General features: G+C 64.1%; 14 protein-coding genes and 3 pseudogenes. 11 read left to right on the top strand and 6 right to left on the bottom strand.

Annotated elements, in window-relative coordinates:
* Window positions 1-8 precede the first annotated feature (8 nt).
* A complete protein-coding gene (locus ASF08_RS24625; RefSeq protein ID WP_156629495.1) occupies window positions 9-1,421 on the bottom strand; it encodes a transposase in 1,413 nt (470 codons plus the stop codon).
* 1,241 nt (window positions 1,422-2,662) lie between these two features.
* Here ASF08_RS24625 and ASF08_RS07435 point away from each other — a divergent pair.
* Genes ASF08_RS07435 through ASF08_RS07415 form a run of 5 tightly spaced genes read left to right on the top strand, consistent with a single transcriptional unit; the run spans window position 2,663 to window position 9,741 of the window.
* Window positions 2,663-3,790, top strand: coding sequence for a phosphoribosyltransferase-like protein (locus tag ASF08_RS07435; RefSeq protein WP_056143270.1), 1,128 nt, complete (start codon window positions 2,663-2,665; stop codon window positions 3,788-3,790).
* A 2-nt stretch (window positions 3,791-3,792) separates the two neighbouring features.
* Entirely contained in the window at window positions 3,793-5,709 is a 1,917-nt protein-coding gene (locus ASF08_RS07430; RefSeq protein WP_056143267.1) for a hypothetical protein, read from the top strand.
* Entirely contained in the window at window positions 5,699-6,844 is a 1,146-nt protein-coding gene (locus ASF08_RS07425; RefSeq protein WP_056143264.1) for a hypothetical protein, read from the top strand. The genes ASF08_RS07430 and ASF08_RS07425 overlap by 11 nt, the downstream gene beginning before the upstream one ends.
* Window positions 6,841-8,784, top strand: coding sequence for an HAD hydrolase family protein (locus tag ASF08_RS07420; protein ID WP_056143261.1), 1,944 nt, complete (start codon window positions 6,841-6,843; stop codon window positions 8,782-8,784). Before ASF08_RS07425 ends, ASF08_RS07420 begins: the two co-directional genes overlap by 4 nt.
* 36 nt (window positions 8,785-8,820) lie before the next feature.
* Window positions 8,821-9,741: a PfkB family carbohydrate kinase gene (locus tag ASF08_RS07415; RefSeq protein WP_056143259.1), complete on the top strand. Its 921-nt coding sequence runs from the start codon at window positions 8,821-8,823 to the stop codon at window positions 9,739-9,741.
* Here ASF08_RS07415 and ASF08_RS07410 read toward each other — a convergent pair.
* Entirely contained in the window at window positions 9,738-10,217 is a 480-nt protein-coding gene (locus ASF08_RS07410; RefSeq protein WP_056143256.1) for an NADAR family protein, read from the bottom strand. The genes ASF08_RS07415 and ASF08_RS07410 overlap by 4 nt on opposite strands.
* A gap of 47 nt (window positions 10,218-10,264) precedes the next feature.
* On the opposite strand from ASF08_RS07410, the gene ASF08_RS07405 reads away from it, so the two are divergent.
* Window positions 10,265-10,609: a helix-turn-helix domain-containing protein gene (locus ASF08_RS07405; RefSeq protein WP_156629494.1), complete on the top strand. Its 345-nt coding sequence runs from the start codon at window positions 10,265-10,267 to the stop codon at window positions 10,607-10,609.
* A gap of 63 nt (window positions 10,610-10,672) precedes the next feature.
* Here the strand turns inward: ASF08_RS07405 and ASF08_RS23890 are convergent.
* Both ASF08_RS23890 and ASF08_RS07400 read right to left on the bottom strand, forming a co-directional pair.
* Window positions 10,673-11,080 (bottom strand): annotated as a pseudogene (locus ASF08_RS23890) (IS630 family transposase); the annotation flags it as partial.
* A 39-nt stretch (window positions 11,081-11,119) separates the two neighbouring features.
* Window positions 11,120-11,623, bottom strand: a complete 504-nt coding sequence (locus tag ASF08_RS07400; RefSeq protein WP_056143252.1) for a GIY-YIG nuclease family protein — start codon at window positions 11,621-11,623, stop codon at window positions 11,120-11,122.
* Window positions 11,624-11,900: 277 nt separating this feature from the next.
* Here ASF08_RS07400 and ASF08_RS23885 point away from each other — a divergent pair.
* Together ASF08_RS23885 and ASF08_RS07395 are read left to right on the top strand one after the other, a co-directional pair.
* Window positions 11,901-12,044: pseudogene (locus ASF08_RS23885) on the top strand (phage BR0599 family protein); the annotation flags it as partial.
* A gap of 19 nt (window positions 12,045-12,063) precedes the next feature.
* Window positions 12,064-12,510 carry an NlpC/P60 family protein gene (locus tag ASF08_RS07395; protein WP_056143248.1) on the top strand — a complete coding sequence of 149 codons (447 nt, stop codon included), beginning with the start codon at window positions 12,064-12,066 and terminating at the stop codon, window positions 12,508-12,510.
* A gap of 329 nt (window positions 12,511-12,839) precedes the next feature.
* Here ASF08_RS07395 and ASF08_RS07390 read toward each other — a convergent pair whose 3' ends face one another.
* Together ASF08_RS07390 and ASF08_RS07385 are read right to left on the bottom strand one after the other, a co-directional pair.
* Complete coding sequence (locus ASF08_RS07390; protein WP_018045765.1) at window positions 12,840-13,124, bottom strand: addiction module antidote protein; 285 nt, start codon at window positions 13,122-13,124, stop codon at window positions 12,840-12,842.
* Window positions 13,121-13,426, bottom strand: a complete 306-nt coding sequence (locus ASF08_RS07385; protein WP_056143245.1) for a type II toxin-antitoxin system RelE/ParE family toxin — start codon at window positions 13,424-13,426, stop codon at window positions 13,121-13,123. Before ASF08_RS07385 ends, ASF08_RS07390 begins: the two co-directional genes overlap by 4 nt.
* A 44-nt stretch (window positions 13,427-13,470) precedes the next feature.
* Between ASF08_RS07385 and ASF08_RS23880 the strand changes: the two are divergent.
* The 3 genes and pseudogenes from ASF08_RS23880 to ASF08_RS07375 all read left to right on the top strand — a co-directional run.
* Window positions 13,471-13,599, top strand: a pseudogene (locus ASF08_RS23880) (peptidase P60); the annotation flags it as partial.
* Between the two features lie 267 nt (window positions 13,600-13,866).
* Entirely contained in the window at window positions 13,867-17,775 is a 3,909-nt protein-coding gene (locus tag ASF08_RS07380) for a baseplate multidomain protein megatron (protein ID WP_056143242.1), read from the top strand.
* A gap of 28 nt (window positions 17,776-17,803) precedes the next feature.
* Entirely contained in the window at window positions 17,804-19,369 is a 1,566-nt protein-coding gene (locus ASF08_RS07375) for a DUF2793 domain-containing protein (protein WP_056143239.1), read from the top strand.
* Window positions 19,370-19,447: the final 78 nt, after the last annotated feature.

The raw sequence follows: 19,447 nt of genomic DNA, 5'->3' as shown, positions 1-19,447 counted from the left end.
CTAACGATTTAAATCTGCCAGTGAGTCCCTCTACGACTGCCCTCCTCATCAGGAATCACTAAGAAGCCAGCTTCCAAAGGCCTTAGCTCTGCCCCGCTGATACGTTCCCACTGCACGGTTTCATCGAAGGCCCACGCCTCATCTGGGGGACTCTCAGGCACTAAATAGTGACAATACACGTATTCTAAAGGCTTACCCTTCGGATCGAATTTTCTCGTGCTTGCGAGAATTTTCTCATAACGGACCCGCTCGACATCATCTCCATCGACGGCCTCAAAACCGATGTGGACGATGCCTGGTACATCTGACGGAAGCTGATCATTAGCATCTGCAAGCCGCTTCAGGACGTCCCGTGCCTTTCCATCAATAGCAGCGATGGATGACGAATTCCATTTCAGCATTATGGCGAGATCACACTCGCTCATATGCCGCGGCGACGCTCCCTGCTTAACTTTAACCGCTTGAAGGTAGTTTGCATGTCGTACGTACTGCCCCGACAAAAGCTGCTGCATCCGTGTCCCAGCAGTGAGGATATCATCCGTTCGTAATGCCTCCTGCAAAGGTCGAAGGTCGAGCTTACGTAGAAGACCATTTGAGACAACATCTTCCCATCCAATATGAGGGGCGCCACTCGCTAGCCACTCGCGTACTTTTTCGGTGAGATAAGTCGCCGGCACATCGACGATCGGAGTCTTGAAATTCACGTCACCGAAAACACTGCGCCCAAGCTTTCCGAGCCCATCGCTTGCAGGTCCCCAGAGTTCGCGCATACGTGCTCTCTCGCGCTCGCCGTACTCTCCCGTTTCGAGCCTTTTGCACTCGACCGCGAGCGTCCGGCCACCAATGACGACATCCATGTCGTGCGTTTTAGCAAGGCCAGGTCGCTCCGCCCTAAACGAAACAGCTGCCCCTTCTCGCTGATATGCGGCCGCGACGAGCAGTTCAAAGAAGCCACCGTTCGGTTGTCGACGGTCGGGTCCGACAAAACGCCGCACTCTGTCGTCAAGACCGTCCACGGTTCTCAAAATAGGAAGGTTGCGGCCAATTGCAGCCAAAACGGGAACCACCCGCGAGCCGAACATAGGCTCATAATTCCATTGATGATCGAGGAATGCGTCGGCCAGGAACAAGTACCAGCCGAAAGTGTCGGTTACATCGTAGAAACGCCCTTTACCCTCCCTCGGGGGTAGCCCGAATGCTGGCTCCAGAAGTCGTCGACAGGCGGCGTTTCGACGCGACCGCCACTCTTCAGCGGTCATAAATGTCTTCAGCCAGTCAACGGTAGTTCGCAGATCCGGGAAATCCGGCCATGCATCTTCCCGGTTTGAGGGCGGCGTGAAAAGTGCCTCCGGAAACTCGATAGGTTTATCAGGATAGGCGTCGACAAATACCTGCTTGCTCAGCATCAAAAACACCGCCATTTCAACTTCTGAATGAGAGCATGTTTTCTCGGTAGTGTCGACCAGTTTCCTCTGGGGCGGCGCTGGGACCACGCAACGTCATGGTAGTGCTTTAATGAAGCTTGACCGCCAGCATCATCCCCGCCTTTCGCGGCAACCCGCCCGGCACCTCCGCAACCGGATCCGCAATCTGGGCATTCGGATCGCTGGACACTGAAACATCAGCTTGAAGACGCTAGGACCCGTTCCAGGCGACGAACTCATAGCCCGAGCTAGGCAGAGGCAATTGTGCCTCTCCATTATCCTCGCTATCCGCAGGCTGGGGATGCCGCATTGACCGACAGCCAAGGGGACTCTCATCGCGCCGCAATACGCCAGCCTGGCAACCTATGACATTCCAGCGCCTTTCTGTCTGATCGATACATCTTGGGTGCCGATGAGAAGCAATGCCCCCTTGCACAACCCCAGCGTGAGACCTTAAAGTCTTCCCGAAATGGGAGCGGACGTGCCAGACGGTATCATTCAGGACGCTTGTGAGGTGACGGAATACGCTAGCCCTGCCTTTCATGAGAATACGATCCCGGCGATCTGGGAGATCGCTGTTCAGAACGCCTCTGACGAAGACCTTCGAGAGATCGTTGTTAATATCGAGATCCGTCCGCCAGCTATGCGTCCTCAGACGCTCCGCATCGATCGCGTACAGGTCGGCGCGAATCACTGTATCGAAGCACTGGACATTCGTCTTGATGCCGCCTTGCTATCTAGCTTCACTGAGGCTTGCCGCCTAAGTGGAGGCGCGCGGAACACCGACCCCGGCGATAAGGCGGGTCCCGGTCGCGGAAGCGCTAGCGATCAAGGCGTAGGCGCAACGAAGCGTGGGCGAGCGATTTGCAATTTTTGCCAACCGGGTCCGGTTGAAAGTCGTTTCAGACGGGCAATGCGTGTGGACCGCGAGCCTGGTCGCGGGGAAAAGCGAGCGACGGTACACGGGCGACCCGCGACGGGTTCGCTGACGCGTCCCCCTCGAATCTTGACGCCTCTAATCAGTGTCATTGGCTCGACGGTCGCTCACACCACCGACGGGCCGCGCCGCGTCGAACCCGGCAAGCTTCATGCGGGGAGCAGGCTCCCATCTTCACAACGAAACATTTTTCAAGAAACGTCCTCAATCGCTATGCTATTGTATTATATTTTGCTAGAAATTCGTTCGGGGAGAAGGCTATGCACGCACCGACCTTTGAACATAGCGTGATGTGGGGCCGATGAACCTGTTCGGCCTGCGATTGATCGCGCAAATCATGAACTGGGCCGACGATGGCGTGGCGACAGCCGAATATACGTGGCTGCGCCTGATGGCCGCGACCAAATATGATGGGTATAGCGACTTTCGAGCAGGTTACCGCTTCACCGAAAGCCTCGCAATCTGGCTCAAGCAGTTTGATGCCGAGGATCGCCAGGCGGCCTATGATTTCATCAGGCACCGTCTTGTCTATATCTCCAATGCGGAGTTACACCGTGCAATCGAGGCCTTCTATCCAGAAACAGTAACTCCGCATTTGCGGCGGCTTGCTGCCCAGCAAGCCGGCATTCAGCCCCATGAGGTGTGGGGCAGCAGCGAGGGTGTCGCGGCGTTCAAGCGGATCAAGCGACGCTCGCTCTTCGTCGGTCTGAGCGACGGCAGCCGCATCGACATCATGCGGCGGGCGAATAGCGGCCGTATCACCCAGGAGCAGGTCTTGCCGATGATGAACATCGGCATCGAGAAATGGCTCGATCTCGCCAAGAAAATTAAGGAAGCCGACTCAGGCGATACGCAGTTCGAGCATGTGTATCTGCTCGATGATTTCACCGCTTCGGGCACCACCTTCATCCGCTTTAAGGACGGTGAGTGGAAGGGCAAGTTACAGAAATTCAATGACATGCTCATTGGCGCGCGCAAGACTTTGGAGGAGCAGGGCAAAACCTTCCCAATTGTCGAGAAATATGCCCTCCACATCCATCACTATATTTCGACCACCCAAGCACATGATGCCCTGCTGGAGCGAACCGACCGGGCCAATCGCGAATGGTCTGATCGCACATTCGGGTCGATCGACGTGACTCAGGGGACTCTGCTGCCAGCCTCGCTTAAGCTCACCGCCGGCCGTGACGATGCTGTTATCGCACTTTGCGAAAAATACTATAACCACGATCTCTATCTGCGGCTGATTGAACATGCCGGCGAGGCTGAGCAGACCGATCTCAAGATGGGCTATGCCGACTGCGCCTTGCCGCTGATCCTAGAGCACAACACGCCCAACAACAGCATTCCGCTGCTTTGGGCCGAAACGACGGGTAAAAACGGTCATGCGATGCGGCCCTTGTTCCGCCGGCGTGATAGGCACGGCTGACCATGGCAAATCCCTTCCTCCGCCGCGCCACCGAATATATCCGCGACGACACCACCTTTCTGGAGATCGTGAGTCCGGCACCGCTCACCACCTTTCTCGCCGAGCATCCACGCAAGGCTGATATCTTCGATCTTCCGATCCGCGTTGTTGGCGCGCCGGGCAGCGGTAAGACCATGTTGGCGATGCTCGCCGAGTTTCGTCTCGTCGAGACGATCCTGAGAGACCCCACCAACGACACAAACAAACAGCTCAGCGTCGCGCTCGCTGGGGCTGGCTTTCTGGAAGACGGCAAGCCAGCGGTCGCGGCCGTCCGCATCCCGATGGAATCGGAATATCGCGACTTCTGGGAGCTGCCCTATGAAGACAGCGTCAAAACGAAGCTTGCTCTGTGGCTAGTCCAGGCACGTACTATGCTCGCATTGCTGCGCGGCCTCACCAATGGCGATCACCGCCGCCTTGACGAGATCCGCTTCATCGCACGTGATGCCTCGGAAGCGCAGCTCGAGCAGATCGGCGGGCTGACTGCGGCGGGTATCCGAGATCGCGCGCTGGAGGTCCAGCGCGCCATCTACTCGATCGGTGCGAGCCTGCTGCCCCCCGACATAGACAAATTGCCAAAGGCGGCGACCGATCCCTACCAGCCCTTCGAGTGCATCCAAGAAATCGACATCCCCTGGGCGGGGGAGCGGCTTACGGTCAAGCCTCTCGCCATTCTCGATGATGTCCACGCGCTCCATCCCGACCAGTTCGAACAGATTTTCACGGCGCTCGCCCGTCGCGAGATCAAGTTCGGTCGCTGGCTGATGATGCGGCTCGACGCGCTCAGCCCTGGTGCTGTGTTCCGCTCGGCGCGCAGCGTGGCGACGCACAATCTTAAGCCCGACCGCGACTATATCGATATCTTCATGCAAGGCGGTGAGAGCCGCGACAAGGAACGGCGTCGCTTCCGCGACATGGCTGCGGACATGGCGGACCGCTATCTCCCGCGCGTCACCGCCTTCCGCACCCGCAATCTTCCGCCGTTTCGTCGGCTAGTTCCCGACGAGCCGCCGCGTCTGTCCGAGGCAAAGCTGCGCGAACTCGAGGCGCTGATCAAACGCGATCAGCGGCGCTTCGACGTGGCGCCGGCACGGCGTACGACGATCGAGGGGCTTGTCACCAGCTATCTCGCTGGGACGCAATCGGGCGATCGCGAGCGCGAAGTCAACCTTGCCATGGTCCGGGTGCTGATGGCGCGCTATGCCAACCGCGTGTCTGACCAGCAGGTGTCACTGTTCGAGGAGTTTGATCCCGAACCCCGCACCCCTCTTAAGGCGAATGCGGCGATTGCGGAAGCCGCCAGGCTGCATCTCCAGACGCTGAGCGGGCGAGCGTTTCACTACGGGTTCGAAACATTATGTGACGCTAGCAACGAGAATGCAGAGCTGTTTCTTCAGCTTGCTGGCGCCTTGGTCGCGCGCATGGAAACCCAAGCGATCCGTGGACGAGCGCTGGCGTTGCCGGCGAATGCGCAGCAGGACGTACTACGCGCAAAAGCGGCTGAGATCATGGATGGCTGGGCCTTTCCCTTCGCCCGCCATGTCCGGGCGATGGTTGATGGCATTGCCGCTGACTGTCGCGAAGTATCGCTCCTGCCGCACGCGCGGCTGGGCGCAGGTGCAAACGCGGTTGGCGTTCTGGAGGAGGAAATGGGCAAACTCCTTCTTTCTGGCGACGAGCTTGCTCTTATTCTCAAATATGCAGTTGCTCATGGCGCGATTGATGTCACCCGCAACTATGGCCAAGGCAGCAAGGACTGGTGTCTCATCGAGGTCAGCGGCGTGGTCGCCCTCTCGCACGGGCTGACCTTGCGCCGGGGAGGCTTTCTCGAACGCGACGTCGACTATCTACGCGAAAAGGGGGCCAAAAATGGCACATGACCATTGGGAGAATTGCGTCGCCCATTTTGATGCGCAGGTTGATGTTTTCGCCGATGAATATTTTGGCCGCGCGGAAGTGCACTGCCTGCTGGTCGCCGCCGCAGGCTTCGATCCCCGCTCAATCGGCATCGCCACGCTACTTGCAGGACATCTGGGCAACCGCCTCTCGGGCCTCTTTGTTCGCGAGGAGCGGGGAACCCCGGACGCCAGCCTCGTCACGGCAGCCGACAAGAACGCAGAGCAATTGCGAGCGCTGGTACCCGGCTGCGAGATTGCTACAGTCGAGATCTTTGGCAATGACAATGCGCCGGTTGCCGGCGCGCGCATTGCTTCTGTCATACGAGACTATAACATCGCCGCCGAAACCACCGACATCGTGCTCGACATGACGGCCCTCTCGATCGGCGTAGTTTTCCCCGCTGCCCGGCTGCTGCTCGACCATTGCGAGAGCAGCGGCATCGCGTTTCACATCATGATCGCGTCCAACCCCGAACTCGATGATGCTATTTCCAGTGAGCCAGCTGATCGGCCGATGGCCGTGCGCGGCTTTGCCGGCACAGATCATAGCGACGCCGCGCTCGAGATTTCGCGCATATGGGTGCCTCAGCTCGCAAAGGGACGCACGGCCGCGCTCACCGATATCGGCCGCTCGATCCGCGATACCTACAAAATCTGCCCGGTGGTGCCGTTCCCGGCCCGCGATCCGCGACGCGCAGACGCGTTGATCGCAGAATATGGGACCCAGCTCATCGACGAGTGGCAGGTCGATCCGCGCGATCTCGTCTATGTCTCCGAATCCAACCCGCTGGACTGTTACCGGACCTTGAGCACGCTTACTAAACGTTATGCCGATGCAGTCGATCAAATCTTCGTGCCGTCGATTATTCTGTCGCCAGTCGGCAGCCGCGTGATGGCCGCAGGCGCACTTATGGCGGCGATCGAGCATAACTTGCCTGTCCAGTACATCGAAACGGTGCGCTACGATTTCGATCCAGCGAAGCCGGCTGCCGCAGCGGCTCCTGATATGCGCGTCCACCTGCTCCTATCTGGTCCCGCGTATAGCGAGTTGGGCGCGGCGTCTGCCTTGTCTGACGTGGAGGATGCTCCGCGACACTTGGGCGACGTAGCAGCATGAGCCGGTTCTCCGAAAAGCTCGACACACTATCGCTTACAGCCGAGCTGATCGCGAGTGCGGACATGGGCGCACTCGCCGAGGCGCTACGCCTGGGTCGCTACCGCCCGGCGGTGGCGATCGGATCGGGCGGCTCGGCGATCACCGCGCACTATTTCGCGCGCTGTCGCGAGACGTTGTTCGAAGCCCCAACCCTGGTCGTAACCCCGGCCGAGTTCGTGCTTGGTAATGACGATCTCGGTCAGAGCGATGTCTGGCTGTTTAGCGCCAGCGCGGATAATGCGGACAGCATCGCCAGCGTGGTGGCCGCGCGCGCGCGCGGCGCCGCGAACATTCAACTGTTGACGCGAAACGCCGAAGGCGTGGCTGCGCGGGCCGTGGCGGCCGACCTTAGGAATCGGGTAACCATCGTTCCCGTTGCCGAAGCCAAGGACGGATTTCTCGCCACTCATTCTCTGGTCGCCTCGGTCCTCGCGCTGCTTCTGGCAAGCGACCTGGCATCCGCCGATCCACTCGGCGCGGCGCTTCGTGCCGCGGTGGTCGACAAAGTCCGCAATCGGCTGTCTCGATCGACGAGACAGGCCGTGCAGGCGCAACTCTCAAATGTGCGGAGTGACGATGTCCTGTTGCTTATCGCCGATCCCCAGTTGCGCGCAGTCGCCGAGTTGATCGAGACCTCAGCCTGGGAGGCGGCACTTTGCCCGGTTCAGCGCACCGACTTGCGCAATTTCGCGCATGGCCGCCATACTTGGCTGCATCATCGCGGCGAGCGAACGGTCATTCTCGGGCTGATCAGCGACGATGGCCGCGACATCTGGGAACGCGCGAACGCCTTGTTGCCGGAGGCGTTGCGGCGTCACGTCTTCGATCTCGGCAGTGCCGGCCGTCTGTCCACCGCGATCGGGATCGTCGAAGGGCTGGTGATGGTCGAGGCGATCGGCGCTGCGACCGGCATTGATCCGGGCAAGCCGGGCATCGGCGAGTTCGGACGTGGGCTCTACGTAGACGATAGCCTGCTGTCTCTCGCGCGCCAACTTGGACCGGCAGTTCGGCAAAAGCGCGCCGCCGTGCTTGAACGTGATGATATCGGCGATATTCCTGCCTGTATACGGACGGCCTGTCTGGGGAGACGCGATGCATTGGGGCAGGCCAAGGTAGGGGCGATCATATTCGACTATGACGGCACGATCATTTCCGATGACGAGCGTTTCGGTCGTCCGCGCTCCGCAATCGTTGACGAGCTGATCCGACTCGACGCGCTTGGCGTGCGCATCGCGATAGCTACCGGACGCGGGGGCTCGGGCGGCAAGGCGCTGCGCGACGTACTTCCGGCGGCGATGCACGATCGCGTGCTGATCGGCTACTACAACGGCGCTTATATTCAGCCGCTCTACGTCGATGTCGAGCTGGAGCGACCAGTCACAAATCCCGACCTAGCGCAAAGCTTCGCTTGGCTCGAATCACATCCCGAATTGTTCTCAGGAGCGTTCGGGGGGCGGTTCAGCGACGTGCAGATTTCGATCAAGCTCGACAATCTCACTGATCGCTTGGCCTTTCCGGCTGCCTTGGCCGATTGCCCGCCCATCGCTTCTGGTGCCGTCCGGTTCAAACGCTCTGGTCATAGCCTCGATTTCTTCGCGGCCGGCACCAGCAAGTTGAGCGTTGTCGACCGCGTGCGGCAGGCGCTCCCGGACGACGCTGCGATTCTGTGCGTGGGCGACAGTGGCGGGCGGGACGGCAACGACAACGAGCTGCTGTCACATGTTCATGGTATCAGCGTCGGGACGGTCTGTGACCGCCACGACGGTTGCTGGACTCTGTTCGGCAAATCGCTGATCGGTCCCGAAGCGCTGCTCCGCCTTCTCCAGGCGGTGAAACGCGATGGTAATGGATGCGTTCGTATGGACATGGCTTCGCTGGGACTCGACAGCTTTGCGATATGAGTACAAACTGAGAACATAATGATTCCTCGGTGTAACATGATCGATGTCGTCGGCACCGGCTTCACGGTGCTCGATCGACTCTACGCCGATGGCGACTTCGCCACTGAGGCGCTCGGCGGTTCGTGCGGCAATGTGCTCGTTTCGCTCGCCATGCTGCATCGGCAGGTCGCGCCGGTGCTGGCACTTGGGCTGGACGATATCGGCGAGCAACTGCTCGCCGAGTTCACGATCGCCGGTGCCGATACGCGCTATATTCATCGTCATCCGGGGCGCCGGTCGCCGGTGCTGCGTCAGGAGCTTGACACTCATTCGGGACAGCACAGCTTCAGCTTCACCTGCCGCGAGACTTTTGAGGAATTTCCTCGCTATGAGCCGATCGGGCTTGCGGAGTTGGAATCAGCGACGGTGGTGCTCAGGAATTGCGCACTGTTTTACACCGACCGCTTGTCGCCAGCGATCCTTGACGCGATGACCCATGCCTATCATGGCGGCGCGATCATCTATTTTGAGCCATCCGACATCGATCATATCTTGTTCGATGAAGCCCTCGCATTGACCAGCGTGCTCAAATATTCTTCGGATCGCCTTGGCCCTGAGCTCGATGAGAAGGTTGCTGCGAGCGCGGCGATTGCGATCGTTACTTATGGTGCCGATGGTTTGGAGCTGCGCCATGGTCATGAGCGAATCTGGAGTGCGGCCTATCCCGCCACGCAGGTGACCGACACTTGCGGGTCGGGTGATATGGTCAGCGTTGGGTTGATCGACTGGCTCCTTGCCCACACCGGACCGCGGCTACCTGGCCTCGGCATTCACGATTTAATGGGTGGAGTCGTAGCCGGACAGCGGCTCGCTGCCGAAAATTGCGCTTTCGCCGGCGCAAGGGGCGTGTTTCAGCAGCGCGACGTTGCTTATGTCCGTTCGATCCTGGCGCATTCGCGCCATGATTTTCCAGCTTAGGCGGCAGCAGCTACCGGCGTTTCTCCGCGCATCTCCGCGCGCAACTCCATCAGCAGCACGCCGAGCATATTCTTACCGACACCATTCACTTCGCCCCACAAGCGATTGACCTCATTGTCGACGGTAGCGCTTTCGACCAAGCGAGCGTCGCCGGTCGAGAGTAGCAGGTTGCGCAGGTCAGGATGCTGCTCGAACTTGGCGCGGAGCACCCCCCGCATTCTATCGAATTTGCCCGTCGACCAGCCTGGTGCGATGTCCCAATAATAAAGTCCGTGCGCGGCCATCGCAAGAAGAGCGGGGGACGGCGCGCTCAGCAGCCAGTCGCGAACCGCCTTCTTTCGCGGCTTACCTGCCTGATAGGCGTGCTCGCTGGTGGCAAACCGCTCCCCCTCAAATTCGATTTCGCGCCGATAGAGATTGCTGAACCCGCCGTAGGGCTTCTCGCTGGCTCGATAGAATCGGATTTCAACGGCCATCACATACCCTCTTGCAAATCTGCACATTTCGCTACATGCAAATCTGCATGAAGGCAACCACAAATGAGATTTCGGTGCTTCGCGCAAGAATCGTCGCTGCGCGCGCGGAATGTGCGCTTACAGACACACAGATCGGCGCTGTTATCGGGGTTCATGCCAGCCAGGTAGGTCGGATCACACGCGGTGAATTTCGCCGGATCAGCGAAAGCGTCGTGCAAATCTGCAAGGTGCTTGGGCTGGAAATCAATGCTGCCCCGGTCGAGTTCAACGCGGAAACAGCAGCTTGGGCGAAGCTTCAGGCCAGCATGCGCAGCTTGTGGGACAAAACCCCTGAAGGTGCCGACAAGATCGTTCGCGTGCTCGACACAATCGGAGCGTTGCGCAAGCACTAGACTGGCTCAATCCCTCGACCGATTGAGGCACGAGCTAACTGCGGCTGTTGGGAGACGTAGCCATGCCGCCTTATCGAGGAAGACCAAGCGAGCCGGATTGAGATCGAGTTGGCACTCACGTCCGGCCTTCCCTGCTCAGCCGCGTGGACGGCACCTTTTTACGGGTGACCCCATACCGGGCGAAGAAGCGGGACAGGCTACTCGTGCTTGCCCGGACGCTGCGATCCCATAAAGCGTCGCGGAGCTCACGTAGGATGGATTGCGGATGCGCTTCGTAGGTCCGAGGAATCAAGGCGGATTGCGCTTCTAGGCGCTGCGAGTTGCGATCGCCGCTCATCGGCTTGGGCACGATCTGTCCGTCCTGCCTGAACGCTTGTGCCAACGGATCGCGCTGGCGGCCCCGACCCCGAAGCGTTGGGCAGCCTGACATCGCGATGCGACTTCATGGAAGCCTGGTGCCCGGGCTTCGATCCATTTCTCGCTCGCACTGCGCTCTTTCTCCCCCATCGCTCAACCCTCCGATTCGTTGTGCCGGTGGCTGAGTTCCGAAAAGTCGGTCAGCGCATCGCATCTGATGCAGTGATACATCTGCGAGGCGTCTTGGAACGCCATGCCGCATAGGCACCCGCAGAAGGGGCAACACTCGTCGATCTCGAGGTCGCCCCATTCCCAGACGCCCAGATATTCCGGGACCGCGTCACGGTCGTAACCTACGATTTGGAAGGCGTTGGCGTTCCTGGCGACGAAGCCTTCACTTGTAGCGCGCCTCAAGATAGGCAGGATGTCAGCTGGTTCGATCGCGAACCACTCACCACGGACGTGCGCGGCGCTGAATTGCTGATGGAGTCTCCGCTCGAGCTCGAACGCCGCTTCGGTGTGTATCCACCCCAGCAGGCGAAGCTCGGACGGACTGCCGGTCTGTAGGTTGGAACGGCGCTTCTCGATATCCTTGGCTACGCCGATCTTAATTCGGCAGCAGCCGCTTTCCTCTTCACCGATGAAGTAGACCGCCACTGCCTGGCCCCGCGTCAGCGGAGCCGATCGAGACGCGTCTCGACCATAGCGTCGTAGGAGTTCCCGCATACGTCCAAAAGCCGCCGAACCTGCCGCAGCGCCGCGTAGAGCATGCAGTCGGTGCAGAGCCAGAATTTAGAATTCAGGGTCATCAGGAGCCGGATCGAGCGGTAGGGAAGCCCAGCCTGCCTACAGCGATCAGAATACCAACGGGCCAACTGTTGGTCAAACTGCGGGCATAGATCCCGTATTTGCGGGCTATTTTACGTGCAAGCACAACAAGCGCCTGTCCACCTGCGTCGACACTTTCGCCAATGCGGTGAACTTCCAGGGCTTCCCGCACATGCCGGGCAACGACTTCGTCATCCGCGGCACCGCCGGCTCCGGCACCGCCCTCGACGGCGGCAGCCTGTTCCGCTGAGCCGGCAAAGGAGACCGTCATGCCATGCTCCGACCGGATCGTCGCCGAGGCACGGGGCTGGATCGGCACGCCCTATCGGCATCAGGCCTCGCTCAAGGGCGTCGGCTGCGATTGCCTCGGCCTCGTCCGGGGGGTCTGGCGCGGGCTCCTCGGCCCCGAGCCAGAGACCGCACCGCCTTATTCGGCCTCCTGGGCGGAATCCGCCCCCGGTGGCGCCGACCCGATGGCGGAAGCCGCACGGCGCCACCTCGTCGCCGTGCCCCGCCCCGAGGCCGGATACGAACCCGAGGCCGGCGACATCCTGCTCTTCGCCTTCCGCTCACATTTGCCGGCAAAACACTGCGCCATCGCCAGCGGGGCCGGGACGATGGTCCACGCCCATGATGGCGCGGCGGTGACGGAGGTCACCCTCACGCGATGGTGGCGCCGGCACCTGGCGCATGTGTTCCGGTTTCCCGGCGCCTGATATCGGGAAGCCGAGACGACAGGCGCGCTTCCCCCTCTCCCCGCGCGCGGGGAGAGGGTCACAGGCATCTTGTCGTGCCTGTGACGAGCGGAGCGAGGGTGAGGGGGCGGTTCCGAGTGAGGCTCGTCCGAAAAAGCCCCCTCACCCTCGGCTGCGGCTTCGACGTGCTCCCCGACGAGGGGGAGACACGTCCCTCTCCCGGCGAGCGGGGAGAGGGAATGCGCACCGACCGGCGGGTGTGGGCCGATGAATGGCAGCGAGATCGACCTCACCGCCCTGAACCGCCGCCCGCACCTGGTGCATGCGCTCCGGTTTCAGGATGGCCCGGTTCAGGAATGCGGAAGGACGGTGAGCCTCACACCAAGCCCATCCATGACCTTGCGGACGGTCTCGTAACGCAGCTTCGAGCCCGGGGAGAGGGCCTTGTAGAGGCTTTCACGACCAAGCCCGGAATCCTTGGCGATCTGCGTCATGCCCCGCGCCTTGGCCACATCGCCGAGAGCCGCGAGAAACACTTGGGGATCCGGATCTTCGAGGGCGGCCGCGAGATACTCGGCGATGGCTTCGTCAGTGCCGAGATACTCCGACGCGTCGAAGGGCGTGAATTCTGTCATGGCGTGCTCCGATCGAGCGAGGCGAGCATGGCGATGGCGTCTTGAATATCGCGAGACTGGCTCGCTTTGTCGCCACCCTTGAGCAGCAGGTAAATCGTCTCGCCGCGTCGCGCATAGTAGAGGCGATAGCCGGGGCCGTGATGGATGCGCATCTCGAAGACACCGCTCCCGACAGGCTTGGTATCTCCGAAATTGTCATAGCTCGCCGATCGTAGGCGGGCCGCAATTCGGGCCTTTGCGCGTTCGTCGCGCAGGCCCTTCAGCCAAACCTTGAATCGGTCCGAGAGCAGGATCGTCGGCATGCGATTCTTGTATCCGGCTGGATACGAATCTCAAACGCTTGTTTCACGCTCGCATCGCCAGCGGGGCCGGGACGATGATCCACGCCCATGACGGCGCGGCGGTGACGGAGGTCGCCGTCACACGATGGTGGCGCCGGCACGTGGCGCATGTGTTCCGGTTTCCCGGCGCCTGACATCGATGCGGCGCAACGGTCGCGCTTCCCCTCCCCCCGCACGCGGGGAGAGGGTCGCAGGCACCTCGTCGTGCCTGTGACGAGCGGAGCCAGGGTGAGGGGGCGGTTCCGAGTGAGGCTCGTCCGAAGAAGCCCCCTCACCGTCGGCTGCCGCCTCGACGTGCTCCCCAGCGAGGGGGAGACACGTCCCTCTCCCCGCGAGCGGGGAGAGGCGATGCGCACCGAGTGTCCCTAATCCTTTAGCCCTCCCTCCCGGAGCCCTCCCGCATGGCCACGCTCATCCTGCAGACAGCCGGGGCGGCACTCGGGACCGCGCTCGGCGGCCCGATCGGCGGGGCCGTGCTGAGCACGCTCGGCGCCGTGGCCGGCGGCGCGATCGACAGCGCCCTGTTCGGGTCGCGGGCCGGGCCGCGCGTCGTGGAGGGGCCGCGCCTGACCGATGTGGCCGGGCTGTCCTCCACAGAGGGCGAGCCGATCAAGCGGGTCTACGGCCGCGCCAAGGTAGGGGGCACCCTGATCTGGGCGACGCGCCCGCTCGAGGTGGCCAATACCAGCGTCCAGCGCGCCTCGTCCGGGGGCAAGGGGGGTTCGGGCCAGAAGACCGTGACCACGACCTATGCCTATTTCGCCGATCTCGCGGTGGGGCTGTGCGAGGGCGAGATCGCCCATGTCCGCCGGGTCTGGGCCGATGGCCGCGAGATCGACCTCACCACCCTGAATTACCGCCTGCACCGGGGCGGGGCCGACCAGGCGCCCGATCCGTTGATCGTCGCCAAGGAGGGCGCCGACCGGGCACCGGCCTATCGCGGCCTCGCCTATATGGTGTTCGAGCGTCTGGCACTCGCCGAGTTCGGCAACCGGGTGCCGCAGCTGGCCTTCGAGGTGATCCGCCCGGTGGAGGGGCTCGCCGGGATGGTCCGCGCGGTCTGCCTCATTCCCGGCTCGACGGAGTTCGGCCTCGACCCTCGCCTCGTCACCGAGGATGCGGGTTTCGGCGCCACGCGGGCGGCCAACCGCTTCCAGTTCCAAGAGGCGAGCGACGTCACCGCCTCCCTCGACGCGCTCCAGGCCCTGTGCCCGCGCCTCGCCCGCGTCTCGGTGGTGGCGAGCTGGTTCGGAAGCGACCTGCGCGTGGGCCGATGCACGGTGACGCCCAAGGTCGACCGGCCGGACAAGGCGACGCATGGCGACACATGGAGCGTCGCCGGGCTGACCCGCGATGAGGTGAAGACGGTCTCGACCGCGCCCATGGGAGGTGCTGCCTATGGCGGCACGCCCTCCGATGCCGGGCTCGGCCGCCTCGTCGCCGAGCTGCGCCGCCGTGGTCTCGAGGTCGTGCTCTACCCGTTCGTGATGATGGACGTGCCCGCCGGCAACGGCCTGCCCGATCCGCGCGACGCGAGCGCCCTCCATCAGCCGCCCTATCCCTGGCGGGGCCGCATCACCTGCGCGCCGGCCCCCGGCCAGCCGGGAAGCCCGGACGGGACCGCCGCTGCGTCCGCGCAAGTGGCGGCCTTCTTCCACAATCCCGACGGCTACCGCCGCTTCCTCCTGCATTACGCCGACCTCGCCGCCGGCTGGGCGGCCGACGGCGTTTCGCTCTCCGGCTTCATCATCGGCAGCGAGTTTCCGAGCCTCACCCGCGTGCGGGGCGAGGCCGGGCGCTATCCGGCGGTGGAGGCGTTCACGGCGCTGGCCCAGGAGGTGCGCGCCCGCCTCGGGGCCGGCGTGGCCCTGGTCTACGCCGCCGACTGGACCGAGTACGGCGCCCATGTCCGCGACGGCGGGGCCACCGTGCGATTCCCCCTCGACGCACTGTTTTCCGATCCCGCCATCGCGGCGGTGGGCATCGACTATTACCCGCCGATCAGCGACTGGCGCGACGGCGCGGACCATGCCGACCTCGCCGAGACCGACAGCCTCTACGACACCGCCTATCTGAAGCGCCGCCTCGGGGCCGGAGAGGCCTTCGACTGGTACTATGCCAATGACGCCGACCGGCGGGCGCAGGCGCGCACCCCCATCACCGACGGCGCGGCGGGCAAGCCCTGGGTCTACCGGGCCAAGGACCTCGTCTCCTGGTGGTCGAACCCGCATCGCGAGCGGGACGGCGGGATCGAGACCGGCACCACGGCCTGGATTCCCCGATCCAAGCCGATCTGGCTCACCGAGATCGGCGTGCCCGCCGTGGACAGGGGCACCAATGGCCCGAACGTCTTCCCCGACGCGAAATCCTCCGAGAACGCCGCGCCACCCTTCTCGGCCAACGTTCGCGACGACCTGATCCAGGCCCGTGGCCTCACCGCCATCCTGACGCGCTTCGATGCGGCGCTGCCGGGTTTCGAGCCGGCTCACAACCCGGTCTCGCCCGTCTATGGCGGCCCGATGGTGTCGCCCGGCTCCGTCTTCGTCTGGTGCTGGGACGCGCGGCCCTTCCCGGCCTTTCCGGATTTCGACACGGTCTGGGCGGATGCGGAGAACTGGTCCCTGGGTCACTGGATCACAGGACGGATCGAGGGGCTGGAGCTCGACCGCCTGATCGGCGCGATCCTCGCCGATCTCGGCATCACGGCACCGGCCCGGATCGCTGCCGATGCCTGGCTCGACGGTTACGTCATCGACCGGCCGATGTCGGCGCGCGGCGCCCTGGAGCCGCTGGCCCGGGTCTACGGGCTCGACGTCTCGGCGGTGGGCGGCAGACTCGACATTCGCGGACCGCGCCGCGAGAGCGCGATCGTCCTGGCGGCCGCCGATCTCGCGCTCACCGAGCGGGACCGGGCGCCGTTGAGCTTCGTCCGCGCCGAGGAATCCGAACTGCCCCGCGCGCTCACCCTCGCCTTCTGCGACGGGCAGAGCGCCGATTACCGGACCGCCACCGCCTCGGCGATCCGCCCCACCGGCCTGAGACGGCGAGAGAGCAACGCCGACGCGCCCATCGTCACCCGCCGGGGGAGCGCCGAAGCGCTGGCCGAGGCGCTCCTCGACATGGCCATCGCCGGGCGCGACAGCGCGGGTTTCGCGGTGAGCCCGCGCCAGATCGACCTGGTGCCGGGCGATCTCCTGTCCCTGCCCGGCGCGCCACTGCCCCATCGGATCGTGCGGATCGCCGACAGCGCCGGCGCGCGGCGGATCGAGACCCGCGCCGTGCCGGTCCACAGCTCTCGCCTCGGCGCGAACCGAAGCCCCGACGACAGGGGATACCGGCCACCCCCGTCCATGGCCGGGCGGCCCTTCGCCCGCGTGCTCGACTTGCCGGTGGACAGGGGCAGCCAGACGATCCTGCAATACCTCGCGGTCTCGGCCGATCCCTGGCCCGGCGAGATGGCCGTCTGGCGCTCGGCCGGCGAGAGCGGCCCCCTCGGCCTCCACCGGATCGTGGATTATCCGGCCTGCCTCGGCGAGACGCTGACGCCGCTGCCGCCGGGACCGCTCTGGCGCTTCGACCGGGGAACCCGGCTCGATGTGCGCCTGCGCCATGCCGGTGCCCTGTCCTCCATCGCGGAGGACGATGCGCTCTCCGGCGGCAACCTGTTCGCCCTCGTGGGAAGCGACGGCCGGGTCGAGATCATCGCGGCGGCCGGCGCCGAACTGATCGGCCCCGGCACCTATCGCCTCAGCCGGCTGCTGCGCGGCCTGATGGGGAGCGAGGGGCTCGCCGGACGCGCAAATCCGCCCGGCTGCCTCGTGGTGCGCCTCGACGACGGGGCGGTGGTGCCCCTGGTGGAGCGGCTCGACGAGGCCGGCCGCCCGTTTCGCTACCGGATCGGGCCGGCCACCCGCGACCCCGGCGATCCGAGTTATGTCGAGCTCCAGGCGAGCGCCGGCCTGCTGCCGCTCCTTCCACTCGCGCCGGTGCATCCGGCCGCGCGGCGCGAGGCCGGCGGGATCAGGCTGTCCTGGCTCCGTCGGGCGCGGCGGGACGCGGATGGCTGGGAGCCGGTGGAGATCCCGCAGGACGAGCCGGGCGAGACCTATCTCGTCGAAATCCATGCGGCGGACGGATCGACTCTGCGGACCGCCCGAACGACCGAGCCGGCGCTCCTCTACGCCACCGCCGACGAGGCCGCCGATTTCGGCGCGAAGCAGACCCGCCTCGACGTGAGCGTCGCCCAGGTCGGCACCGTCGCCGGACCCGGCCCGAGCCGCCGCGCCCTCCTGCCCGTCCGCTCCGCCTGAGCGACCCGACCGACCCGGAGTCATCCCCATGTCGCTGACGACAGACAACCTCGCTTTGCCGCTGATCGCGGCGGCGCAGGCGGGAAAACACGTCACCCACAACGAGGCCCTGGTGGTCCTCGACAGGCTCGTGCAGCTCGCCTGCCTCGACAAGGACCTGACCTCCCCGCCCTCCTCGCCCGCCGAGGGAGACCGCTACCTCGTCGCCGGCGCCGCGCCCACGGGCGCCTGGACCGGTCTCTCCGGCCACATCGTCCATTTCCATGACGGCGTCTGGACCGGGCTCGCGCCGAGGGCCGGGTGGCTCGCCTATCTGGCCGACGAGGACGCCTTCTACCGTTTCGACGGTACCGCCTGGACCGGCCTCGCCGCGACGATCTCCGCGTTGCAGAACCTCGTCCTCCTCGGCCTCGGCACCCAGGCGGATGCGGAGGATCCGTTCTCGGCCAAGCTCAACAAGGCCCTCTGGACCGCACGCGCCACGGCGGAAGGCGGCACCGGCGACCTGCGGTTCGCCCTGAACAAGGCGGCCACGGGCAACGTCCTGTCGCTGCTGATGCAGACGGGCTTCTCAGGCCGCGCCGAGATCGGCCTCGTGGGTGACGACAGCCTGACGGCGAAGGTCTCGGCGGACGGCGCCAGCTGGTCCCATGCCTGGCGGGCGCTGGGGAATAGCGGCTTCGTGGGATTCGGCTCGTCCGCGGCACCGGGCGGCCCGGTGCCGGCCGCCCCGCTCTTCGTCTCGGGCTCGTCGAGTTCCGCCCTGCTCCAGCTCGAATGCTACAGCGCCGGCTCGCCGGTGGCCAACATCACCACGCGCATCGCCCGCGGCACCCCGGCCGCCCCCACCGGCATTCTCGCCGGAGACCGCTTCTTCGGTTTCTTCGGCCGGGGCTACCAGGCGACGGGCGGGTTCTCCGGCAACATGGTCACCTTCAACGGCCTCGCCGAGGAGGATTTCACGGCCACGGCACAGGGGACGCTCGTCGACTTCCAGACGACGGAGATCGGCACGAGCACGCGCCGGTCCGTGGTCAAGTTCAGGGGCAACGGCGCCCTCGAACTCGTCCCCCGTGCCGGCACGCCCGGCGCAGGGCTCGCGCCCGGACAGATCCTGTTCGACGGCACCGCCGCCGCGTTCAAGGGCTATAACGGGACGCGCTGGTCCCGCCTCACCAACCTGCCCCGCTTCGCAGCCGCCATGAGCGCTGACGCGACGATTCCGGCGGGCGTCTGGACCAAGGTGGCGTTCAACACCGCCGAGGTGAACGACCAGGGCGCGTTCGTGCCCGCGACGAACCGGTTCGTCGCGCCCGAGCCCGGCACCTACACGTTCGGCGTGGGCCTCGCCTACCGCAGGATCGGCAGCGCGTCGCCCACCGCGCTCCAGGCACGGTTCTACCGCAACGGCACGGCCTCCCCCCGCCACCGGGCGGGCGTGACCGGTCTCGTGGACAGCGTCTCGACCCTCGCCCTCACGGCCACCCTCACTCTGGCGGCGGGCGACACGGTGGAGGTGTTCGCGCATTTCACCGGCGCCGAGGGTGGCATCCTCGCCGCCGACACGGCGTTCTGGGGCCTCGCAATGCCCTGAGCCGCCCGGGAGGCAATGTCCTCCTGATCGCGCGTCGCCGCACGACGCGTCTTCCCCGTTCCCAAACCCGGAGTGAAC

The sequence above is a fragment of the Methylobacterium sp. Leaf85 genome, from assembly GCF_001422125.1.
GTDB classification, from domain to species: Bacteria; Pseudomonadota; Alphaproteobacteria; order Rhizobiales; family Beijerinckiaceae; genus Methylobacterium; species Methylobacterium bullatum.
Note: the sequence above shows the minus strand (reverse complement) of the source record. Positions and strands in the feature narration are given on the sequence as shown.

Coding starts and splice junctions, on each gene's coding strand:
- ASF08_RS24625 (WP_156629495.1), bottom strand. CDS start 1,421: ATGGCGGTGTTTTTGATGCTGAGCAAGCAGGTATTTGTCGACGCCTAT.
- ASF08_RS07425 (WP_056143264.1), top strand. CDS start 5,699: ATGGCACATGACCATTGGGAGAATTGCGTCGCCCATTTTGATGCGCAG.
- ASF08_RS07380 (WP_056143242.1), top strand. CDS start 13,867: ATGGCCACGCTCATCCTGCAGACAGCCGGGGCGGCACTCGGGACCGCG.
- ASF08_RS07395 (WP_056143248.1), top strand. CDS start 12,064: ATGCCATGCTCCGACCGGATCGTCGCCGAGGCACGGGGCTGGATCGGC.
- ASF08_RS07375 (WP_056143239.1), top strand. CDS start 17,804: ATGTCGCTGACGACAGACAACCTCGCTTTGCCGCTGATCGCGGCGGCG.
- ASF08_RS07385 (WP_056143245.1), bottom strand. CDS start 13,426: ATGCCGACGATCCTGCTCTCGGACCGATTCAAGGTTTGGCTGAAGGGC.
- ASF08_RS07430 (WP_056143267.1), top strand. CDS start 3,793: ATGGCAAATCCCTTCCTCCGCCGCGCCACCGAATATATCCGCGACGAC.
- ASF08_RS07390 (WP_018045765.1), bottom strand. CDS start 13,124: ATGACAGAATTCACGCCCTTCGACGCGTCGGAGTATCTCGGCACTGAC.
- ASF08_RS07435 (WP_056143270.1), top strand. CDS start 2,663: ATGAACCTGTTCGGCCTGCGATTGATCGCGCAAATCATGAACTGGGCC.
- ASF08_RS07420 (WP_056143261.1), top strand. CDS start 6,841: ATGAGCCGGTTCTCCGAAAAGCTCGACACACTATCGCTTACAGCCGAG.
- ASF08_RS07405 (WP_156629494.1), top strand. CDS start 10,265: ATGAAGGCAACCACAAATGAGATTTCGGTGCTTCGCGCAAGAATCGTC.
- ASF08_RS07415 (WP_056143259.1), top strand. CDS start 8,821: ATGATCGATGTCGTCGGCACCGGCTTCACGGTGCTCGATCGACTCTAC.
- ASF08_RS07410 (WP_056143256.1), bottom strand. CDS start 10,217: ATGGCCGTTGAAATCCGATTCTATCGAGCCAGCGAGAAGCCCTACGGC.